Below are 20,061 nucleotides of genomic sequence, written 5' to 3' on the forward strand. Positions count from 1 at the left end.
GGCCCGCCTGCCGGTCCACCCGCCACCGGTCCGCCCGGACCGGGCCGCCCCGTCGCCGGAGTCGTCATCAGCGCGCACCCCCCAGCGGCAGCGTCGCCAGCATGCCCGGCACCTGTTCGCGGTCCAGCCGCACCAGACCCGTCTTCACACCGCGCGCCGCGCGCTCCAGTTCGTGCCGGGCGGCCACCAGCTCCTCGTCGCTGCGCCCGGTGATCCGTACATGTCCGGTGACCGTCACCTCCTGGCGGTCACCGCCGCTCAGCGTCAGACTGAAGGTCGTCGCGAGCGCCGGCAGCGAGGTGAGCAGCGCCACCAGCTGCGGCATCGACGCCCCCGCACCGCCCGCAGCGCCCAGCTGGGGCCAGCGCCCCACCCAGTACGTCGTGTGACGCCGGTCGTCGACCCGCCATGTGCGCGCCGTCTCCTGGGTGCGGCGGCCCGGCGCCTGGCCCCGGCCCGCCTGCGCTATCGCCATCGGGCTGGCGCACGTGGAGGTGGCCAGGGCCGAGGTGAGCTCCTGCTCGGTCAGGACCGTGGCGCGGAACCCGGCGCCGGACAGCCGGCTCGCCAGCTGGTCCGCCGCCCGCACCAGACACTTCTGCGCTCCCGTCAGGCCGCCGCCGCGCGCCTCGACCGCCTCCGGGCACAGCTCCGGGTCCAGCTTCAGCGCGATCCAGGTGATGCGGACCGCCGGTGAACCCGTCTGCGCCTGCAGCGGACCGTAGTTGCGGGCCGCCATGGACTGCGCGGGCAGGTGCGGCGCGGGCGCGGGCTGCGTGTGCTGCACGATCTGCGCGGACTCCAGCCGGATGCCGTCCACCGACAGCACGTCCCGGACCAGGCCCACCGGCAGCGGCCGCGCCGCACGGTCGGGGCGCAGCGCCGAGCCCTCGGACTCGACCCGTACGACCGCGGTGAGGAAGGTGCCGTCGCCGATCATCCCGATCGGCCGCCGGTCACGGTCGCTGTACGTGTACGTCCGCAGCGCCGGGTCGCACTCCACCACCGGGGCGAGCCCCGGCTCCGTGCCCTCCGGCACGGTGAAGGAGGCCGCCCGGCGGGTACGGGCCCGCAGCGTCAGAAAGGTGGACAGCCACTCGGGCAGCGAACGCCGGTGCCGGCGCACCACCGCGAGCAGCACCAGCAGCGCCGCGACCACACCGGCCGGTACGAGCAGAAGCTTGTCGACGACCGCGGCGACGAACAGCAGCGCCGCCGCCACCTCGATCAACACGAGCTGTTGCAATCGGAACGCACCGAAGTGTCCCGGGCGCGCCTGGAGCCTCGGTGAGACCGAGGACGGAACCGGCGAACCGGACCCCTGCGAGGGGACAGCGGGGGGCGCGGAAGTGGACGTGGCCGCAGCGGGCCGCGTCCGCGTCGCGGAAGCCATGATGGAGAATCCCCCTCAATTCGTCCCGATCACCCTCGCTCGCCAGGCCTTTGGCGGCTGGATCACCCTACCCGCCCCACGAGCACCGGCGGACAGCAGGCATAGTAGGGGGCCGGTCCGACAGCCGGGGCCCGGGCGCCATGCTCCCCGGACTCCCGCGCGAAGACTGCGCCTGACGAAAATGGGGACTCATGGCATCACGGCGGGACGAGCTCAACGCGTACACCTTTGCGAAGAAGCGCACGGTCGCGGCATTCCTCCAACCCTCTCCCTCCGGTACGGAGGAGGGGGCGCCCCGGCCGCTGCGCGCGGTGCTCCCCGGTCTCATCGTCGGCGCGCTCGTCATCGCCGGCTTCGGCGCCTGGGGCATGTTCAAGCCCACCGCGCCCAAGGGGTGGGACGAGCCCGGCACCAAGGTGATCGTCGGCAAGCAGTCCACCACCCGCTACGTCGTCCTCACCACCGGCAAGGGCAAGGACAAGAAGACCCTGCTCCACCCGGTCCTCAACCTGGCCTCCGCCCGGCTGCTGCTGAACCCCGACGACTTCAAGGTCATCCAGGTCGACGACAAGACCCTCGACGAGGGCAAGCCGCCGCGCGGCCCGATCCTCGGCATCCCGTACGCCCCCGACCGCCTCCCCGGCGCCCAGGACGCCGGCACCGCCAAGCGCTGGGCCGTGTGCGAGCAGCCCGGCGGCGGCAACGGCGGCAGCGTGCAGAAGGCCACCTTCCTCTTCGCCCAGCGCGACCTCGGCCGCACCGACAACAGCAGCAAGCTGAAGGCCGGACAGATCCTCTACGTCAAGGGGCAGAAGGACAGCGCCCAGTACCTGGTCGACCACACGGGCACCAAGTACCTCGTCAACGACAAGGCCAAGGGACTCACCACCGCGCTCTTCGGCGTCAACCGCGAGCCCCAGCAGGTCACCGACGACTGGCTGGCCACCCTGAAGACCGGCAGCCCCGTCGACTTCCCGCAGATCCCCGGCCCCGTCGGCGCCGACGCCCACGTCGACGGCGGACTCAACCCCGCCCAGGACCGGGTCGGCATGGTGCTCCTCGCCCAGACGGGCTCCGGCCCCCAGCACTACGTGGTCCTCCAGGGCAAGGTCCAGCCCGTCTCCGGCTTCACCGCCTGGCTGCTCATCAACTCCCCGCAGACCGACATGCTCGACATGAAGGGCGAGCCCTCCGCCGTCGACCAGATCTCGCTCAGCCCCGACTCCGCGTACTTCGGCGCCGGACTGCGCTGGCCCGAGCTCAAGTCCACCCAGGTCAACTCCGTGGGCGGCGCGGGCTCCCGCGACACCATCTGCTCCGTCCTGGAGAGCGTGGACTCCAAGGGCAGGCCCACCCTCTCCACCTGGGCCGGCACCAAGTACCCCGCCGACATCACGGCCGGCGGCACCAGCACGTACGTCACCCCCGGCACCGGCCTGCTCTACACCCAGGTCCAGGGCAACCAGTCCCGGCCCGACGGCTCGCTCTTCCTCGTCACCGACACCGGACTGCGCTACGCGGTGCAGGCCAACGGCGACAGCGACTCGGGCCGCTCCGAGATCGGCGCCCCCGAACAGAACCAGCAGACCGACGGCCGCCCGGAACCCAGCGACGCGCAGAAGCGTCTGGGCTACGAGAAGGTCACCCCGGTGCTCGTACCGCTGGAGTGGTCGGAGTTCCTGTCGAAGGGCCCGCGTCTCGACACCAACAGCGCACGCCAGCCGCAGGGTTCGTGAGGGGGCACGAGGTGACGACACGGCGTACGGCGACGGTACGAGGCGCGCTGACGGCACGGGGTGCGGTGACACCGCGTGGTGCGGTGACGGCACGGGGTGCGGTGACGGCACGTGGTGCGGCGGTGCCCCGACGCGCGGCCGCCCTGCTCGCGGCCGCGACCCTGACCGGCCTCCTCGCGGCACCGCCCGCGGCCGCCGAGAGCCCGGTGGACATAGACGGCAGCGGCGAGTGCACCTTCCCGATGAAGAAGCAGATCGAGGGCATCCCCTGGTCGCTCCAGCGGGTGCTGCTCGACGAACTGTGGCAGGACACCAAGGGCAAGGGCGTCAAGGTCGCCGTCATCGACACGGGCGTCGACGACGTCAACCCGCAGCTCAAGCCCGCCGTCGACGCGAAACTGGGCAAGGACTACCTGAAGCCCGACAAGGAGAGCGCGAGCAGCGGCAACGACCAGCGCGGCAAGACCGACGGCACCGTCGACGAGGTCGGCCACGGCACCAAGGTCGCCGGCATCATCGCCGCCCGCCCTCGCAAGGGCACCGGCTTCGTCGGCCTCGCGCCCGAGGCGACGATCATCCCCATCCGGCAGAACGACGAGAAGAACAGCGGCAAGTCCGACACCATGGCGCAGGCCATCGACCACGCGGTCGACAAGGGCGCCCACGTCATCAACATCTCCCAGGACACCACCCAGCCGCTCGGTCCCGAATCGCTCATGGCCAAGGCCGTCGCCCGCGCCCTCGCCAAGAACGTCGTGGTCGTCGCCTCCGCCGGCAACGACGGCATGGACGGCAAGCTGAAGGACACCTACCCCGCGGCCTTCCCGGGCGTCCTGGCCGTCGCCTCCTCCGACCGCAACAACGAACGCGCCGCGTTCTCCCAGTCCGGCACCTTCGTCGGCGTCGCCGCACCCGGCGTCGACATCGTCTCCACGGTGCCCGGCGGCGGCCAGTGCGTCGACAACGGGACCAGCTTCTCGGCCCCGTACGTCGCGGGAGTCGCGGCGCTGCTGCGCGCCAAGTACCCGCAGTGGACGGCCGCCCAGATCGTGACGAGAATCGAGCAGACGGCCATCCGCTCCATCAACGGCCGTGACAACCACGTAGGTTGGGGAGTCGTCGATCCGGTACGAGCACTCGCCGACGGCCCCGAACCACCGGAGTCCGGTCCCACCCCGGACCCCGGCCCCCCGAAGCCACCGGCACCCGAACCGGCCCACATGGCGATGTCGGAGACTCCCCAGGAGCGCTCCGAACGCCTCGCCACCTACGCGCTGGGCATCGGCGCCGTGCTGGTCGCGGTCGTGTCCGGAACGGCCGTCGTCATCCGGGACAGCCGGCGACGCGGGGCCACCCGATGAGCCGTCACATGCGGCATCGGATGAGTAGGAATACCTAGGTAGCTTTGCAGTTGGAACTGTCGTACCAAGTCGTTAGAGTGAGCGAGTTCGAGCGTGTGACGAGGGGGAACTGAAGTGGCAGGGCCGAACGGGGACGGCAGTGGCAAGCAGGGTCTGGAAGTCGGGGACGTCACCCTCCAGACCTTCCAGGCACGCATGCAGAAGCTGGTCGACGATCTGAAGGGCTCACCCGCCGAACACAAGAAGATCGGCGAGCAGAAGGTCACGGCGGACTCGTACGGCACGGGCTTCGCCGCGGCGACCGAGCTCCACGGGGCGTACGAGAAGGTGCGCACCCGGCTCGAGGAGCTGACGAGGATCTTCGGCGAGACGATCGAGGCCATGGGAATCCGGGCCCAGATCGCCGACAAGGGCTACGCGGGCGTGGACGAAGAGGAGCGGCAGCGCTTCGCGGAGATCCAGAAGCGTGCCAAGGAAGACTACGAAGAGCGCCACGGCGGCGGCCAGCAGCCGGCGACCGGCCCGGCCGGCCCGAACCAGCCGGCGCCCAAGCCGACGACCAACACCGGCGATTCCGGCGGATTCAGCTAAGCGGGGGAGTGCACCAAGATGTCTGGAGAGTTCGAGGGCAAGTCCCTGGACGCCCTGTACGCGATGATCGCGTCCGCCAAGCCCGAGGAGATCACCAGCACCGGCGAGGCCCTCGCGGCGGCGGTGCCGAAGATCCTCGACATCGCGGCCGACCTGCGCCACTACATCTCCCGCGTCCAGTGGGAGGGCGAGGGCGCCGAGGCCTTCCGCAAGTGGGGCGCCGACATGGTCTCGGAGACGCTCGTCCTGGGTGACTTCACCAAGATCGTCTCCGAGGAGATGAAGCGCGCGGGCGCGGCACTGCGGGAGGCGAAGTCCTCCGTGCCGAAGCCGGCGGGCATGTGCTTCGCGGACCCGGAGAAGGAGAAGGCCCGCCAGGAGGCGGAGACGGGGCCGAAGCTTCAGGAAGCGATCACGGCGATGAATCGGTTGTCGTCTTACTACACGGAGACGAACCACCGGATTTCGTCGGAGCGGCAGCCCGAGTTCAAGCCGATGACCGTTAATGACGGGTTCGGTGAAGGAGAGCGTGCGTACGGCACGGGCAGTGGTACCGGTTCCGGAACTTACTCAGGGACGGGTACGGGTTCCACCGAGTCCAGCCACACGTCCCTTCGGCGCGCCGATGAGTCGACGTCGAGCAGCGGCACCGACCGGCAGATCCGTGATGAGCGGGTCACCCTGCCGCCGACCGCGCCGACGCGTCCGCCGGAGTCCGAGGTCGATACGAACCTCGACTCGGTGACCATCACGCCGGAAGCGCCGACCAAGCCCACGGTGCAGCCTCCGACCGTGCAGCCGCCGACGACGAACGGCCCGCAGCCGGTCGTGCTGCCGCCGGTCGCTCCGCCGCTCGGCCCGCAGACCAATCCCCACATCGGTCCGCAGGGCCGGACGTCCCACCCGGGCCTTCCGGGTCCTGCCGGTCGTAGCAACCCGTTCACGCCCAGCCCGCTGGGTCCGGGGCCGAGGGCCGAGGGCATCACCGGCGGCCGCCAGGTCCCCGGCCGACCCGGCATGGGGCAGCCGATGGGACGGCCCCCCATGGCCACCGTCATCGGCGAGGAGAAGCACTCCCCGTACGGTCGCGGTGCGGCCGGCCTCCACGGCCCTGGAGCCGTCGGCCCCGGCGCTCCGGGTGGCCCCGGTGGGCCCGGTGCTGGATCCGGTCGTCGCCTGGCGACGCAGCCGGGCGGAACCGTGGGCGGTGCCGCCGCGCCCGGAGTCACGGGACGCTCGGCCTTCACGCCTGGCGGTACGGGCCTCGTCCGTCCCCCCGCCTCGTCTGAGCCGGGCCAGGAGGAGCGGCGCCAGTCGCGCCGCCGTCCCGACTACCTGTCCGAGGACGAAGAGACGTGGAACTCGGGCCAGCGCCCGATCGTCCCGCCCGTCATCGACTAGGAGCACTCTCTGATGTCCCCCCTCACCCGGGCCGCTCGCAACCGAGCGGTCGGCCTGCTCGGCGCCATGGCCGCCGTCGTCGCGACCTGGACCGTCGCGGCGCCGGCGGCGCAGGCCGAGGACATGCGGTCGCGCCAGTGGTACCTGGACGCGATGAAGGCCGACGAGATGTGGAAGGTGGCCACGGGCAAGGGCATCACCGTCGCCGTCATCGACACCGGTGTCGACTCGACGCTGCCAGAGCTCCGCGGAAAGGTGCTGCCCGGGCGCAACTTCGACACGGGTGGCCTGGGGCGAGTGGACGATAAGGACACCGATCGCCACGGCACGAACATGGCCCTTGCAATCGCTGGCAGCGGGGCCGGCGGTGGCATCAAGGGCATCGCCCCCGATGCCACGATCCTTCCCGTGAAGACGGGTGCCTTTTCGACCTTCAGTTGGGAGTCGGCGCACAAGGGCATTCGATACGCGGTAGACAGCGGTGCTCGCGTAATCAACATTTCCAAGGGCGGGCCAGCGCTGGAAGAGGACACTGCAGCCTGGCGAGCAACCGTGGACTACGCCAGCAAAAAGGGCGCCTTGGTCTTCGCGGCGTCTGGCAACGACGGGGAAGGGGACCAGGTCTACCCGGCCTCCATCCCCGGCGTGATCGCCGTCGGCGCCCTCGACACCAAGGGCAAGGTCGCCAAGTTCTCCAACTATGGCCCCCACCTCGCCCTTGCCGCCCCCGGCGTCGAGATCCCCGGCCGTTGCACCGACGACAAGAACCAGTACTGTGCCCACAGGGGTACCAGCCAGGCCACCGCCATCGCCTCCGGCACCGCCGCCCTCATCTGGTCCGCACACCCCGACTGGACCGGCAACCAGGTCCTCCGCGTCATGATGGAGACGGCCGGCCACAACGGCCCCGTCCCCAGCAAGTACATCGGCTACGGATCCGTCCGTCCCGCCCAGGTGCTCCTCGAAGGCAAGGGGAACCCGGGCGATCCCCACGTCAATCCGCTGCTCGCCGCGCAAGGCGGCGGCCAGTCACCGACCTCCAAGCCTTCTGAGCCTTCCCAGGCTTCACAAACCTCCCCCTCTCCTGAGAACACGGGGGCAAGCGGCAGCGACCAGGTCAAGGACCAGGCCGCAGGGTCCGACGAGGGCGGGTTCCCGCTCTGGGCCATTGTCGCGAGTGCCGTCGCCGTCGTGGCCGTCATCGGCCTCGTCGTCGCGGCGGGCGTACGCAGGAGAGCGTCGACAGACGCATGAACAACGCCATCGACTAGAACGAGGAGCTTCAATGAGCACTCCGGGTGGGTTCGGACTCGCAGACGATCCGATCGTCCAGGCGAAGAACAAGATCATGGAGACCGGTGACGCCGTCACCAAGCAGGCCCGTGAGCTCGCCAACATCCTCGAGACCTGCAGCGCCGGCTGGACCGGTGTGGGTGCGGCGGGCTTCAAGCAGGCCCAGACGCTCCTCAACGAGGACCACGACGTCATCCGTCGCCTGCTGAACGTTCTGCTGAACGCCGTCGGCGAGACGAAGAACCTCAGCAACGCCAACGACGACGAGGTGCGTGCCACCTTCGCCGCCGTCAACAACTCGTCGCTCAACAACATCTGACGTAAAGGGGGAGCACCATGTCTGCCGACAACGCAGGGACCAAGGTCCGGTACGAGAGCGTTCAGGAGATGGCGAACCGCATCCGTACCGTCTCGCAGAACATCATCAAGGACATCCAGGAGATGGACGCCGCGCTCCGCGTCGTCACGGACACCTGGGACGGTGACGCGCACCGCGAGTACGAGATCCTCCAGGGCAAGTACAAGAAGCGCGCCGAGGACATGAAGAACCGCCTCGAGCAGACGGCGAAGATCGTCGAGCAGGGCAAGGACAGCTACCGCTCCACGGACGTCAAGGCCTCGCGCCTGTTCACCGAGTCGTACTGACCCTCGGGTACGCGAGAAGGGGCCCGCTCCTCCCGGAGCGGGCCCCTTCCGTATGTCTCCCCGACCCGCCTACTGGAGGTCGAACTCGCCGTCCTTGGCGCCGAGGACGAACGCGTCCCACTCGGCCTTCGTGTACCGCAGCACGGTGTCGTGGTCGAGCGAGGACCGCATCGCGACGGCGCCGCCCGGCAGGTGGGCGATCTCCACGCGCTCCTCGTCGGGGCTCGTCCCCGGGGCGCCCTGCCACTCGACGCCGCTGATGTCGAGCGCGTACAGCTCGTCCTTCTCCTGCTGAGTGCCCATCTGGCTCCTTCGTACAGCGGTGGAACACGCGCACACGCGTCGTTGCAGGTCAATCATGGGTCCCGCGGGGCCCGGCTGTCAGCCGGACTCCGGAATCGGCCCCGCCGGTTCACTCGGCCTGGTGGGCGAGGGTTGTGGCGAGTTCGAGGATCTTCTCCGGCTCGAGCGCGGTCTTGCCGTGCTCGCCGACGGTCAGGACCATCGCGACATCGCCCTGGTCGCCGGAGCGGAAGCGGACCGTCACGACGTTCCCGCCGTCGCTCTGGACGGGCTTGCGGAGCTCGGCCTCGGCGGCCTTCTTGGTGTACGTCTGGAGGGCGGCCGGGTTCATGCCGCCGGAGTACTGGATGAGAGGCGCGAGGACGTACACCCCGCTGCCCTCGGCGACCGCGACGGTGCTGATCTCCAGCTTCTCGTCACCCGCGTGGTACACGCAGCTGATGACCGCGCCCGGCTTGCCGGCCCACGGCGACTGCGGGTCCGTCTTCTGCCCGCCGTCGGCGGTCGCGACGGGATCACCCGGCTCGGCGCCCGGCGCGCCCGGCTCGACCCCCTTGCCCAGGTCGACGATCGACGCCGCCTTCCCGGGGTCGTACGGGATCGGACAGCTGTCCGCCCCGTCCTTTCCGACCTTCCCCCGGAGCCCGGTGAGCCGGTCCAGGGTCAGGGTCTCGGAACTGCTCGCAGCCGTCGCGCCGCAGCCGACCAGCGTGGCCAGGAGGAAGGCCATGGCCGCTGCACCGACGTACTGTTTCATCGTGTCCCGCATTGTCTCCGCTCTCGGTCCTTCTTCGTGTTTCCCGTGAGGTAGGTTACGAGGGATAGGCGGCCTCGAAGGCGGCTCAGAGCTTCACTTCGCGGGAACCGCCGAGTGCGCTGTCCTCCACGTCGGCGAGCAGGGCCTGCTGTGTCGCCTCGTCCGTCTTCCGGTTCTTCAGCCAGCTGCGGGTCAGATCGACGCCCTGCGTACTCAGGCGGTCGAATCGCTGCCCCTCCGGCGCCTTCGTGAAGTCCTGGAGCCAGCCTGCCGTGAGCGCGTCCGCGCTGTTCGTCCCGTCCTCCCGGGCGGCCAGACCGCGTGTGACCTCATCCACGACCGCCGCACGCCAGGCCCGCGCCTCGTCCCTGTCCAGACGGTCCACGACCACGGAGGCGATGCCGTCGAGAACGCCGAGGGCACGCGCGCCCTTGGTGGCGGGCAAGGAGAAGGCCGCTCCTTGGGCGTCGGCGGGCACAGCGGCCAGCTCTCCCGCCACGTGCCGGCTCTCGGCCGTACGCAGCAGCGCATAGGCCCGGGGATCCTCGGAAGCCGCGCGCACGATGTCCCGGAAGAACGTGCTGTACACGGAAAGGTGGTAGGTGCCCCCGGACTCCCACGGCGGTTCCCATCGGCCATCCCTCTCCGCGTGCTCGGTGTCGAGGGTGGTGAGCATCTCGTGGACGTCCGGCGTGTAGTCCGCCAGCGCGGTCGCGAGCGGGAGCCGCATCGCCGGGTCGAGTGTGAAGTCGTCAGGCTGCCCGAACCCGAGGGCGAAGAGCACGTCCTTCAATGCCTGGGCCTGCTGCTGGGTGTGCTGCCCCGGCTTGTCCCCCGTGGTGGCCTTCAACATGGCCTCACCGAATTCGGCGCAGCTCATACCGGGCCGCACGGCCGCCCCCATCGACTTCCGCACGCGCTCGTCCTCGGGCAGCCCGTTGCACGGCACGCCGTCGTCCCTGCCGAGCACCAGCCACGCGGCGCCCCCTCCGAGTACGGCCAGGCATATACCGAGCGCGATCAACGTCCTCAGGCGTGTCACCCTGCCGGGTTTGTCGTTCTTCACTCTGCCTCGTTCAGGTCTGCTGTTCGTCATGTCGGTCCGCTGCTTTCACGGTCTGGTTCCGGCGACCGGCTTTGGTACGGGGGCCTGCTTCAACGGGTCACCGACACAGCCCAGAGCATGCGTCGCACGCTGGTCAGGCTCTTCCACTCTCGGTCCTGGTGCAGCCACTCGGTCTCGAACGATGCCGACCCCAGCGCCCGCGCGGGAATCCGTGCGCGGCGGAGACCTCCGAGACCGTACAGAGCTGATCGTCGGTCTGATGGGCTGGTGGCGTTCCGGTGGTGCAGGACACCCCGCCGAGTGCGTGGGCACCCGCCAGAGTGATCCGCAGGTGACGAGCCAGTCTCTTCGTCACAGGCGCAGTCATGCGCACCCAAAGGAGGCGCCGACCTTGTCCATGAACCTGGTGAACAGCTCGGAGGACGGGGGCCGGAAGGAGTCCCCTGGCTCCGCGTGCTGAAGGCCCTGCTCCATGGTGAAGTAGGTCTCCTTGCCGCGGCACATGACCACCACGTTGGTGGGGTGGATGCCGGTTGCCTTCCGGCCCTTGAGCGGAGATTCTTCCGAATGCCTGGGGGAGCTCTTCAGGCCGGCAATGATGTGAGGGTCCTGCACGACGGAGTAGGTGACGTAATCCGAGCCCTTTGGCGCGTCGGCGAACGTCTTGTCGAGGGTGAGGCTGCAGGACCAGATGTCGCCGGGCGTCCGCTGGGCCGTCTCGTGGGCCCTGACGCCCGGCTCCGTGTAGACGTCGGCGAGGGTGAAGCCAGCGATTCCGCAGACGCGGCTCGCGTCGGTCTGCCTCGACTTGGCTTCAGGCGTCAGCGTGTCAGGGGCGTGGACCTTTTTCGGGAATCCGCACCCGTTCGCTTCGGCCGAAGCCTGTGCGGTCTCCACCATGAGCCGCGCGAGGCCGAGCCGGTCGGTGTTCTTGTCCGCAGAAGCCTCGAGGACGCGAGGCCTGCCGCTCCAGCAGGATTCGGGGAGCAGAACCCAACCCCTGCCCTCGCCGACCGCGCCGGTCACGTCACCGGAGAAGAAGGACATACGGGCCGGGTGGGGCCAGGGGGCGCCGTTGAAGGCGAAGTCGGGGTCCTCCGTCGTGCCCAGCAGGGAGATCCACTGTTCTTCCTGCCCCGGGATGACCGTGGAGTTGACTATCTCGCAGTGGAAGGCGAACGCATCCTTACCGGAATCCGCGAGAGCACCCTCCCGGTCCGTTATCTTCCCGGATCGCTCGAAGCCCGCTTCCGCGGCGGAGGAGGTCACGAGCCCCCCGCAGAGCTTCGAAGCACCGAACAAGTTCGTATTCAGAAACGCGTAGAGTCCGCACACGGCCAGAAGAGCCGCCATGGCCCATCCGACATACTTACCTCGCGATGTGTGCGGTGCGGGAGGGGCTGCGCTCATTCCGGTCTCTCTCCATGAAGGATGCCGTTCGCTTCCAAGTGCCTTGCTTCCGGGGCGGTGGCGCGCAGATCGCGCGTCCACGTCGACGTGATGTGGTCGCCGACGCCGCCGTCGCCGATGGGAGCTCCTGCCGAGGACGCCAGAAGTTCCTCGGGAACCGGGTTCGCCAGGTCCGGGACTCCTCGTCGCCCAGACGTTCCACAACCGTGGTCGCCACGCCGTTCACGGCGCCAAGGGCTCGTGCGCTTCGCATTGCGGGGGCGTCGACAGCATCGCCGGCAGCGCCGGCCGGGACGGACGCGAGGTCACCTGCGACGGTCCGGGTGGCGGCCAGCCGGATGGCGGCCTACGCCTTGGGGTCCTCCGCGGCTGCCGTGAGGACGTTCAGCAGGTGGATGTAGTCCACCGCCATGTGTACGCCCTGAGCATCCTGCCAGGGCGGGACCTCGGCCCCCGCCGGGTGGTGTACGCGGGATCCAGGGAGTGCCGCCGGGCGTAGATGTCGTGGCCGTCATCCGCCAGAGCCGGTGCCGGCGAGGGACGCAGCGCCGGATCGAGCTCGATGCGGTGCCCCTCGGACGGGGTGAGAGGTTCTCGAGCAACCCGTTGCAGCGTTCGCCGGAATCCCTGCCGAACAAGAGCCAGCCGCCGATCCCGCCGAGCGCGGCCAGGCATGTTCCGAGCGCGAGCAGCGTTCTCACACGAGCTGCCGTGTGGGGTTTGCTGTCCTCCATGCGGCTTCCTTCAGGTCTGCTGTTCGACACGTCGGTCTGGTGCGGGCACGCTGTGGTGGCTTCGGCGGTGGGGCGGCGTCGGACGAGGTCCCTCGTTGCGCGATCGCTGCCGTCACCGGTGGGCACAGCCCTGTCAGGGAGCAGTAACTTCCTGACGAGCGGTGGAATGGCTCTTCTGGACCTTCTCCAGCAGCTCCCCCGTGGCCGCCGAGTCCGCCTTGCGTCCCTCGGCCCATGCCCGGGCCAGGTCGACCGCCTGGGTGCTCAGCCGTTCGGCTCTCCGGCTCTCCGGGGTGGCCTTGAGAGCGTTCAGCCAGGCCTCGATGAGGTCAGCGGCGGCGCCATCGTCGAGTCCGCCCGTGGCGGCGGGCTCCCGAAGGAGCTCGTCGACGACCGTGGCGCGCCAGGCGCGTGCCTGTTCGTCGTTCCGCGACCGCGTGACGAGGTCAGCGACGCCGTCGAGAGTGCCAAGTGCCCGCGCGCTCTCAGTTGGAGGGACAGTGAGAGCGTGGCCAGAGGCTTGAGCCGGGACTGCGGCGAGCCGTTGGGCCGCAGACCGGGTCTCCGCCATGCGCAGCACGGCGTACGCGTCAGGATCCTCGGCGATCGCCCGCAGAACCTTGGTGAGGGTGCTGGGGAAGACGGCGATGTGGTGAGTCCCCTCGGATTCCCAGGGCGGGGTGTTGGGTCCGGCCTTGGTGATGTAGTCCGCATCGTTGCCTCCGAGCATGGCGTGGAGGTCCGGTGCGTAGTCGGCCAGGGCCGTAGCGAGGGGGGCGCGGAGCGCGGGATCGAGGTCGACGCTCTTCGACTCCCACGAGTCGAGGGCGACGAGGACATCCTTGAGTGCCCGTGCCTGGGCCTCGGTGTGAACGCCCGGCCTTTCCCCCACCGTGGTCCTCATCACGGCCTCACCGAAGGCGGCGCAGCTCATGTCGGGCTGCACGGCAGCGCCCAGGGATGTACGCACTCGCTCGTTCCCGGGCAGGCCGTTGCACGGCACAGCGTTCTCCCTGCCGAGCAGCAGCCACGTGGTGCCCCCTCCGAGTACGGCCAGGCCTATGCCGAGCGCGATCAGCGTTCTCGCACGGGTTGTCCTGCGGGATGTGCTGTCCTTCATGCGGCCTCCTTCAGGTCTGCTGTTCGTCATGTCGGTCCACTGCTGTCACGGTGTGGTCGCTTCGGCGTTCCCCTGCTTCGGGGCATGCGTCTACGCACGGTCCTTGGCCATCCGGCCGCGTCAGGAGGACGCGAGCTTCACGGCCGGGCATCCGTGTCGCTTGCCGGCCGAGTCGATGAAGCCCTGGAACATTGCCCGTGAAACCTGAATGACATCGTCTCGAGTGGCGTCGCTGTATTCGTCACTCCAGCGCATGCTGAAGAAGACCTTCTCGGCACCGCAGGTGAGGGCAGCAGTGGACCGGGACCTGTTGACCTTTCCGGCGCCGTCGGCGATGTCCCTGAAATTCTTGTCGCCGAGGAGCGCCGGACCGACGAGGCGGGGGTCCGAGGTGGTGGAGAACCAGATCACTGCCTGGGCGCTGCCTGAAAGGTGCATTCCGCAAGCCCAGGTATCCGACGCCCTGCCACTGGTCTGCTCTGTCCCGAGTGTGGCCTCGCCGTCGATCAAAGCCTTCCGGGGAAGGGTGAAGCCGGGAAGACCGCACACGGCCCCGGCGGTGGTGGGAGCCGTCTTCACGGGCTGGAGCCGGGGCGTCTCGACCGGCCCGCCGACACCGCAACCTGCTCGCTCGGCGATGCGGTGAGCGGCTGCGGCGAGCATTTTCGCGAGAGCTTGGCGATCGACGGTTCCGTTCTCGATTACGGCGTCGAGAGTGGTGACCTCGCCGGAGCGTGGTAGGACCTGGGCCAGCTGGGTAGTACCCACCTTCGTCCAGCAGACTTCGGGAAGAAGCACCCAGCCACGTTCGCCCGAAACCGCTCCGGTGGTTCCGTTCGAGAAGAAGGACATGGCCGACGGGTCCTTCCAGACGCGGGTCTGGAAGGGGAAGTCAGGTTCGTGCACCCCGGTGCTTATGTGGATTTCTGTGGATTCTTTCCCGAGAAATCTACTGGTGCGCTCGACGCGGCAGGCGAAGGCTGGGGTCACTTTACCGAGCGACGAAACCGTCGAGATCCGCCCGGCACCGTCAAGGACCGAGCTCATTTCGGTCGAGCTGACGATGCCGTCACAGAATTCCTGCTCTCCAAGGAAGTTCGTGTTCCAGTGGACGAACAGTGCGGCCATCGTGAGCAACGCCGTGATGCCTCCTGTTGCGGTGACCCAGCCGCGCCTGCGGCGTTTGGTTGGCAAGGGGGTTCCCTGGAAACTCTGCATGGGAGTATCCGAATCCATTGGTACCTTCCCCACGATGCCTCGAAATCAGTCTGGCGAGTCGTAGAATAGCTGCCTCGAGGAACAAGCCCAGGTTGCCTTCGGTCTTTTGATTGTGATTGTTTACGGTTTCCTTTGCCAAGAGGCCATTCTTAGCTGTAATGGCACTTAGTCGCTCGTTCAGTAAGATGTCGACAGCTCGTTGTGCCATGTCACCGATGACGGGAATACCGGTGATCGCCCCGCCCGTGACGTGGTAACCGTAGAAACGGGATTTTCCGGCGCTGGAGTTCTCTGTGTCCGGCGGTCAAGGTCGAGGTCACCGCCCACGGCGATGAGGGCTCCGTATGCCTCGCCGACCTTGTGGACTTGTGCCTCGATCGCATTCCGGTCGGGGAAGTCGCCGGTCGCGAGCCCAGGGTCGTGCCGGTCGAAATGCGCAGGCTGTGAGGGACGCGGAGACGCGCCGGCCCCCACAGCCGCTTTACCGCTTGGTTCCTTCTGGGGCGCTGGTATGGGAAGACGTCGCGATCGGCTTTGCGACGGGATCCGCCTTCAGCGGATTCCCCTCGCATCCCAGAGCGTTCGTGGCACGCCGGGCCATGAGATAGAGGAAGGAGACCTGCTCATTCCGCATCGTGGTGTCGGGCGCGGCGTCGAGATCGGCGGAATAGGTGGCCTTTGCGTGCAGGAAGCGTTCCTCCGACTTTGTGCGGAGATCTCCCGGAATAGTGCACGGGGTGCGGAGCTCGGTGAACGCGTCTGACGATTCACCGAATGAGTTGCCCAGCTCGTAGTAGGTTCGCTCCTTCAAGCGTGGGTGCTTGCTCGGATCGACCCGCGGGGTCCAGGAGAAATGGATGACTACATCTCTTGCGTTTGATTGCTGGTCACGCGGTGCGAAACCACAGCTTTCGACGCGAGGAGTCGATGGCGTGCTCGAGTGGCGGAGCATGTCCTGCATCCGTTCGGAGAAGTCGCGGTCGCGATGGAGCCACTCGGTGTCGTAAGACCTCGCCGCCAGAGTTCTGTGCAGAAGTGCTTCTTCCGCTGAGCCCTCCGAAATCTCGCAGAGCCTGTCCTTCGCTTGGCTTGGCGGCTCTGTAGTGGTGCACGAGATGGCGCTAAAGGCAATCGCACCCACGCATGTGAGCCAACGAAATCGATTCCATCTATTCGACACAGGCGTCGAACTCCTTGAGGTTCCTTTTGAGGATGTGTGTGGAAGATCGGATGGGTGGTTTGTCAGCTCCTGCTGCGCAATGCTTCGAACGTGATCTGCCGTGCACCGTTGTAACTCTGCCTGGCCTCGTTCTGGGTCCGTCCAAGTGTGTCAGGGTCGACGGCATGGCGCTCCGCGTTCCAGCCCGCGAAGAACTTGTCCAAGGTGTCGTGTGCCTTGTCGTTCTGGGTGGCGAGGGTTTCCTTTGTCAAGAGCCCGTTCTCCGACTGGATGACAGAAAGGCGTTCGTTGAGAACGATGTCAACGGTCCGCTGGGCCATGTCACCGATCACCGGAATGCCGGTGATCGCTCCACCCATGACGTGGTAGCCGTAGAACCGCTGGTTCCCTGCCTCGCTGTTTTTCTGATCCCGGATGTCCAGGTCGAGATCACCGCCGACGGCGGTGATTGTTCCGTACACCTCACCAATCTTCTGGGCGCGATTCTCCAGGGCGTCCGGCTTGGAGAAGTCGCCTGTCGCGAGTTGCTCCGACATGTAGCCCAGCTGCGACTGGTAAAGCAGGTTGAAGTTCTTCGACTCGGCAGAACCGTCGGGGACCTCCGAAACACCCCGCATGAAGCGCAACAGACTGCTTCGGCTGTTCTGGATCTGGGAATCGTCACCATTCGCCAGGGCCTCATTCAGACCCACTCGCTTACCAGGGCCCTCACCGGCGATGGTGTCCACCACATCCGGTGTGTACGAGGCCATGGCGCGCGCCAACGGATCACGCATGTTGGCGTAGTCCTCTTTCGCGAGGACTTCGTCGGCCCGGCCCAAGCGCTTCGGGTCGCCTTCCTTGCCCTCGGCGTCGCCGTAGTCGATCAGGTTGATGGCGTCGTGCATGATGCGGGCCTGGGCCTCGGAATGGCGTCCCAGCTCCGTACCGGGGCTTCCAGCTGCATGCCCCGTCGTCGCCGCCTCCAGCGCGAGACCGAGACCGGCACGGACGTCCTTGTCGAAGGTGTCCTTGCCCGTGATCTCGATGTTGCCCCGCCAGTCCGTCGTGTTGACGAAGTCCCAGTCCCGGTCCTTCAGCAGGTACTTGAGCCGGTCATTCGTGTTGCCCTCGCCCTTCGGGTCGCGGTACTCGCTCGCCGAATTCACGTCGCCGCTCTTCGGGTCGAGGTACCCGGTGGCGGCCTCCGGGTCGCGGCTCATGACGTTGAGGACGCCGTCGACGGGGTCGTTCTTGAACCAGCCGTCCTTCTTGTCGTCGAAGGACCCGTGGAGGTCCCAGATGTTCTTGTCCTTCTTCTCCGCGGCGATCATGTCGTCCGTCAGGTCGCCCAGGAACTGCGGGGAGTACCCGCTGCCCTGCTGCATGAGCGTGGCCAGGGCCTGGTAGCCCCGGACCTCCTGGCCGTGACCGGTGCCCACCGAGATCTTGTCGCCGGCGACGTCCAGTTCGTACTTCTCGACGCCGGACTTCCTGAGGTCACCCATGAAGTCGTGGTAGAACTTCGCGTCCGACGTCTTGGACCAGTCGGCGAACGCGTCCTGGTACGCCTTCGAGCCGTACACGAGCTTCTTGCCGTCGGAGCCCTTGAACTCCGGCACGGCCGTGGCTCCCGCCAGCGTGTCGGCGAGCCCCTTGTTCACGTCGCGGTACAGGCCGCGCTGCGACTGGTCGCCGGAATGGGCCCGGTCGTTCAGCGCGTTGGCCAGCTTGATGGTGCCGTCGGCGCCCATTCCGCCGATGAAGGTCTGGCTGAACTTCTTGTCGTCGGCGTTGTCGCGGAAGGAACGGTTCAGTTCCGCGTAGTCCGCGGCGGAGACCTTCTCGCCGTTGTTGATGCGGGTGGCGATGTCCTTGGCGTTCTCGGCCTCGTAGAGCTCGATGTCGCCCTTGGCGCCGGCGTTGAAGCCGTTGAGCTGGTCGTCGCCCTTGCCGCCGATGTCCTTGTTGCTGTCGATGACGACGGCTTCCAGGGCGATCTTGACGCCCTCGTCGGCGTCCGAGACGGCCTTGACCCTGTCGTCGATGTGCTTCTGCCACGTGGCGACGGCTTCGCTGATCGCCCGCTGGCCGTCCGGGTCGTTCCGGTAGGCGCGCCGCTCGGAGTCGGTGAGCTTGGCGTAGTCGAAGGAGACCCGCCCCTCCTCCGAGATCGTCATGCCGGCGTCGATGGCATCGGTGCGCGCGGAGTCGAGCTTCTTCTTCAGGTCGACGAACTGGGTGTGGGCATCGCGCAGAAGGGACCCGACGGCCTTGGCCTGGGTCTGGGCCGCGGCGTACTCGTAGCGCGTGCCCGCGAAGTTCGTGTGGGCGACACCCGCGGTGAGGCCGAGCCAGTTCGGCCCCATCGTGACCTTCTGGACGGTGTCCTTGTAGCGGTCCTCGACCTTCTTGATCTCACCCGCCATCGACTCCCACTTCTCCGCGGCCGTCGTCAGCGCCGCGAAGTCGGTGGTCATGATCTCTGCGTACGTCAGCATGCCGTCGTCCCCCGTGTGATGCGTGTGCTCGTCATCGCCGTGCCTATATGCCGTCGATCTTGGACTTCGAAAGCGGCGCGAACTGTCCGCGGATGCCCAGGTCGTTCTGCGCGAAGTACCCCGACGCGCCGCGCAGAGCGGCCTTCTCCGAGGACAGCCGGCCCATGAGGGTCTTCACCTGCTGGTCCCACGTTTCCTGGACCTTCTTCAACCCCGCGGACGTCTGCCAGCCGTCGAAGGTCTTGACCGCGGCGTTGGACGCCTCGTCGGCCCAGTCCGTGGCCTTCTTGGTGTTCGGTTCCAGCTCGTTCTCGATCGTGTTGGCCGCGGCCTTCTTCTCCGCGGGACTCGAGCCGAAGTCGCCCGGCCCGCCGCCCGGCGTGGGCCCCGAGGGCTCGGCCGGCAACTGGTTCAGCCGCATGCTCGTGTCCTGCTGCTGAGCGGTCTGCCCGCGCAGCGCCGCCCACTCCTCGTCGAACCCCATGATGATCTCCCCGTCCGTGGCCCACCGCGGACCACACCTGTGATAGCCGACATGTCCGAACACTCACGCCATGGCTCAACCCACCGTCACGTGCCGGCGGAAGTCGTCCATCGACATCGTGTTCGCGTCCGAGGGCAACGTGATCGAGAAGAATTCCCCGAAGGAGTCGTACTGCGTGGTGCTGAACCGCCCGTTCCGGGCCGACACCAGCTCCACGAGCCGCGAGGTGTCGGACTCGATGTAGTACGTGTCCCGGGCACCGCCCGCGGCCACCGCGAACGCCTGAATCTGCTTGCCCCGCGAGGTGCGGTCGTCCCCCGGCTCGTGCTTGGCGGACTCGGGAATCTCGAAGAACCTCTCGCAGCCGCCGTCCGTCTCCGACGTGACGAATGTGCCGGCCAGCCGGTCCGGCACGGTGACCGACTGCCCCTTCTCCTTCAGCGAGTGGGCGAGCAGCGCGGCACTGGTGTACGTCTTGCCGTCTTTGCAGAACATCTCGCCGGTGCCACCGATCCAGGAAGCCTTCAGCCGATAGCCCTGATCCGGGTCCCACCACGCCTCCTGCGTACCACCGCTGAACGCCGTCGTGGTGCCGGAGGAGTGGAACGACGCCGAGCGGAGCCGGTCGTTGGCCTCCTCCACCTGAGCGCCGTCCCCGGCACACGCCGTCAGCGAGAGTGCTCCCGCGACGGCCGCAAAGGCACATCGGACGGTCAGCGTGGTCCTGCCACGGGTCGTCAGGCGTCGCTCCGGCAACTGTCCCCCTCGTCAGTGATCCACACGATCGTCAGTGATCCACACGATGACGTCGATGTTTGCATTTCTGAAGTGCTCACGTCCAACGACGTGTACGGGCCGGTTCCGCCATGACCAGGGCGGAACCGGCCCG

Annotated in this window: 18 protein-coding genes; 7 read left to right on the top strand and 11 right to left on the bottom strand. The window is 67.9% G+C overall.

Translation table 11 applies throughout. The features are described from left to right. Nucleotides 1-67: 67 nt before the first annotated feature. A complete protein-coding gene (eccE, locus tag ABTZ91_RS31310; RefSeq protein ID WP_352080603.1) occupies nucleotides 68-1,393 on the bottom strand; it encodes a type VII secretion protein EccE in 1,326 nt (441 codons plus the stop codon). A 191-nt stretch (nucleotides 1,394-1,584) separates the two neighbouring features. On the opposite strand from eccE, the gene eccB reads away from it, so the two are divergent. The 7 genes from eccB (at nucleotide 1,585) to ABTZ91_RS31345 (ending at nucleotide 8,420) form a co-directional block, all read left to right on the top strand. Next, nucleotides 1,585-3,129, top strand: a complete 1,545-nt coding sequence (gene eccB / locus ABTZ91_RS31315) for a type VII secretion protein EccB (protein ID WP_352080604.1) — start codon at nucleotides 1,585-1,587, stop codon at nucleotides 3,127-3,129. A gap of 122 nt (nucleotides 3,130-3,251) precedes the next feature. Then, complete coding sequence (mycP, locus tag ABTZ91_RS31320) at nucleotides 3,252-4,490, top strand: type VII secretion-associated serine protease mycosin (RefSeq protein WP_352080605.1); 1,239 nt, start codon at nucleotides 3,252-3,254, stop codon at nucleotides 4,488-4,490. Between the two features lie 114 nt (nucleotides 4,491-4,604). Further along, nucleotides 4,605-5,081: a hypothetical protein gene (locus ABTZ91_RS31325; protein WP_352080606.1), complete on the top strand. Its 477-nt coding sequence runs from the start codon at nucleotides 4,605-4,607 to the stop codon at nucleotides 5,079-5,081. Between the two features lie 18 nt (nucleotides 5,082-5,099). Further along, nucleotides 5,100-6,482, top strand: a complete 1,383-nt coding sequence (locus ABTZ91_RS31330) for a hypothetical protein (RefSeq protein ID WP_352080607.1) — start codon at nucleotides 5,100-5,102, stop codon at nucleotides 6,480-6,482. A 12-nt stretch (nucleotides 6,483-6,494) separates the two neighbouring features. Continuing rightward, on the top strand, nucleotides 6,495-7,736 hold the full coding sequence (locus ABTZ91_RS31335; protein ID WP_352080608.1) for a S8 family serine peptidase: 1,242 nt from the start codon (nucleotides 6,495-6,497) through the stop codon (nucleotides 7,734-7,736). Nucleotides 7,737-7,767: 31 nt separating this feature from the next. Next, entirely contained in the window at nucleotides 7,768-8,094 is a 327-nt protein-coding gene (locus ABTZ91_RS31340; protein WP_345485219.1) for a hypothetical protein, read from the top strand. A 17-nt stretch (nucleotides 8,095-8,111) separates the two neighbouring features. Continuing rightward, complete coding sequence (locus tag ABTZ91_RS31345; RefSeq protein WP_352080609.1) at nucleotides 8,112-8,420, top strand: WXG100 family type VII secretion target; 309 nt, start codon at nucleotides 8,112-8,114, stop codon at nucleotides 8,418-8,420. A 69-nt stretch (nucleotides 8,421-8,489) separates the two neighbouring features. Here the strand turns inward: ABTZ91_RS31345 and ABTZ91_RS31350 are convergent, their stop codons facing one another. From ABTZ91_RS31350 to ABTZ91_RS31395, 10 genes are all read right to left on the bottom strand, one after another. Further along, complete coding sequence (locus tag ABTZ91_RS31350) at nucleotides 8,490-8,723, bottom strand: DUF397 domain-containing protein (protein WP_345485215.1); 234 nt, start codon at nucleotides 8,721-8,723, stop codon at nucleotides 8,490-8,492. Between the two features lie 109 nt (nucleotides 8,724-8,832). Then, entirely contained in the window at nucleotides 8,833-9,480 is a 648-nt protein-coding gene (locus tag ABTZ91_RS31355; protein WP_352080610.1) for a hypothetical protein, read from the bottom strand. 85 nt (nucleotides 9,481-9,565) lie between these two features. Continuing rightward, nucleotides 9,566-10,546 carry a hypothetical protein gene (locus tag ABTZ91_RS31360; RefSeq protein ID WP_352080611.1) on the bottom strand — a complete coding sequence of 327 codons (981 nt, stop codon included), beginning with the start codon at nucleotides 10,544-10,546 and terminating at the stop codon, nucleotides 9,566-9,568. A gap of 363 nt (nucleotides 10,547-10,909) precedes the next feature. After that, entirely contained in the window at nucleotides 10,910-11,899 is a 990-nt protein-coding gene (locus ABTZ91_RS31365; protein WP_352080612.1) for a hypothetical protein, read from the bottom strand. A 924-nt stretch (nucleotides 11,900-12,823) separates the two neighbouring features. Further along, complete coding sequence (locus tag ABTZ91_RS31370) at nucleotides 12,824-13,810, bottom strand: hypothetical protein (protein WP_352080613.1); 987 nt, start codon at nucleotides 13,808-13,810, stop codon at nucleotides 12,824-12,826. Nucleotides 13,811-13,930: 120 nt separating this feature from the next. Further along, a complete protein-coding gene (locus ABTZ91_RS31375; protein ID WP_352080614.1) occupies nucleotides 13,931-15,028 on the bottom strand; it encodes a hypothetical protein in 1,098 nt (365 codons plus the stop codon). Nucleotides 15,029-15,509: 481 nt separating this feature from the next. Then, nucleotides 15,510-16,169, bottom strand: a complete 660-nt coding sequence (locus ABTZ91_RS31380; RefSeq protein WP_352080615.1) for a hypothetical protein — start codon at nucleotides 16,167-16,169, stop codon at nucleotides 15,510-15,512. Between the two features lie 101 nt (nucleotides 16,170-16,270). After that, nucleotides 16,271-18,688, bottom strand: coding sequence for a hypothetical protein (locus tag ABTZ91_RS31385; protein WP_352080616.1), 2,418 nt, complete (start codon nucleotides 18,686-18,688; stop codon nucleotides 16,271-16,273). A 43-nt stretch (nucleotides 18,689-18,731) separates the two neighbouring features. After that, entirely contained in the window at nucleotides 18,732-19,172 is a 441-nt protein-coding gene (locus tag ABTZ91_RS31390) for a hypothetical protein (protein WP_352080617.1), read from the bottom strand. A gap of 75 nt (nucleotides 19,173-19,247) precedes the next feature. Beyond that, on the bottom strand, nucleotides 19,248-19,814 hold the full coding sequence (locus ABTZ91_RS31395) for a hypothetical protein (protein ID WP_352080618.1): 567 nt from the start codon (nucleotides 19,812-19,814) through the stop codon (nucleotides 19,248-19,250). Nucleotides 19,815-20,061: the final 247 nt, after the last annotated feature.

This window comes from Streptomyces sp. NPDC126499 (assembly GCF_040302485.1).
Taxonomy (GTDB): Bacteria; Actinomycetota; Actinomycetes; order Streptomycetales; family Streptomycetaceae; genus Streptomyces.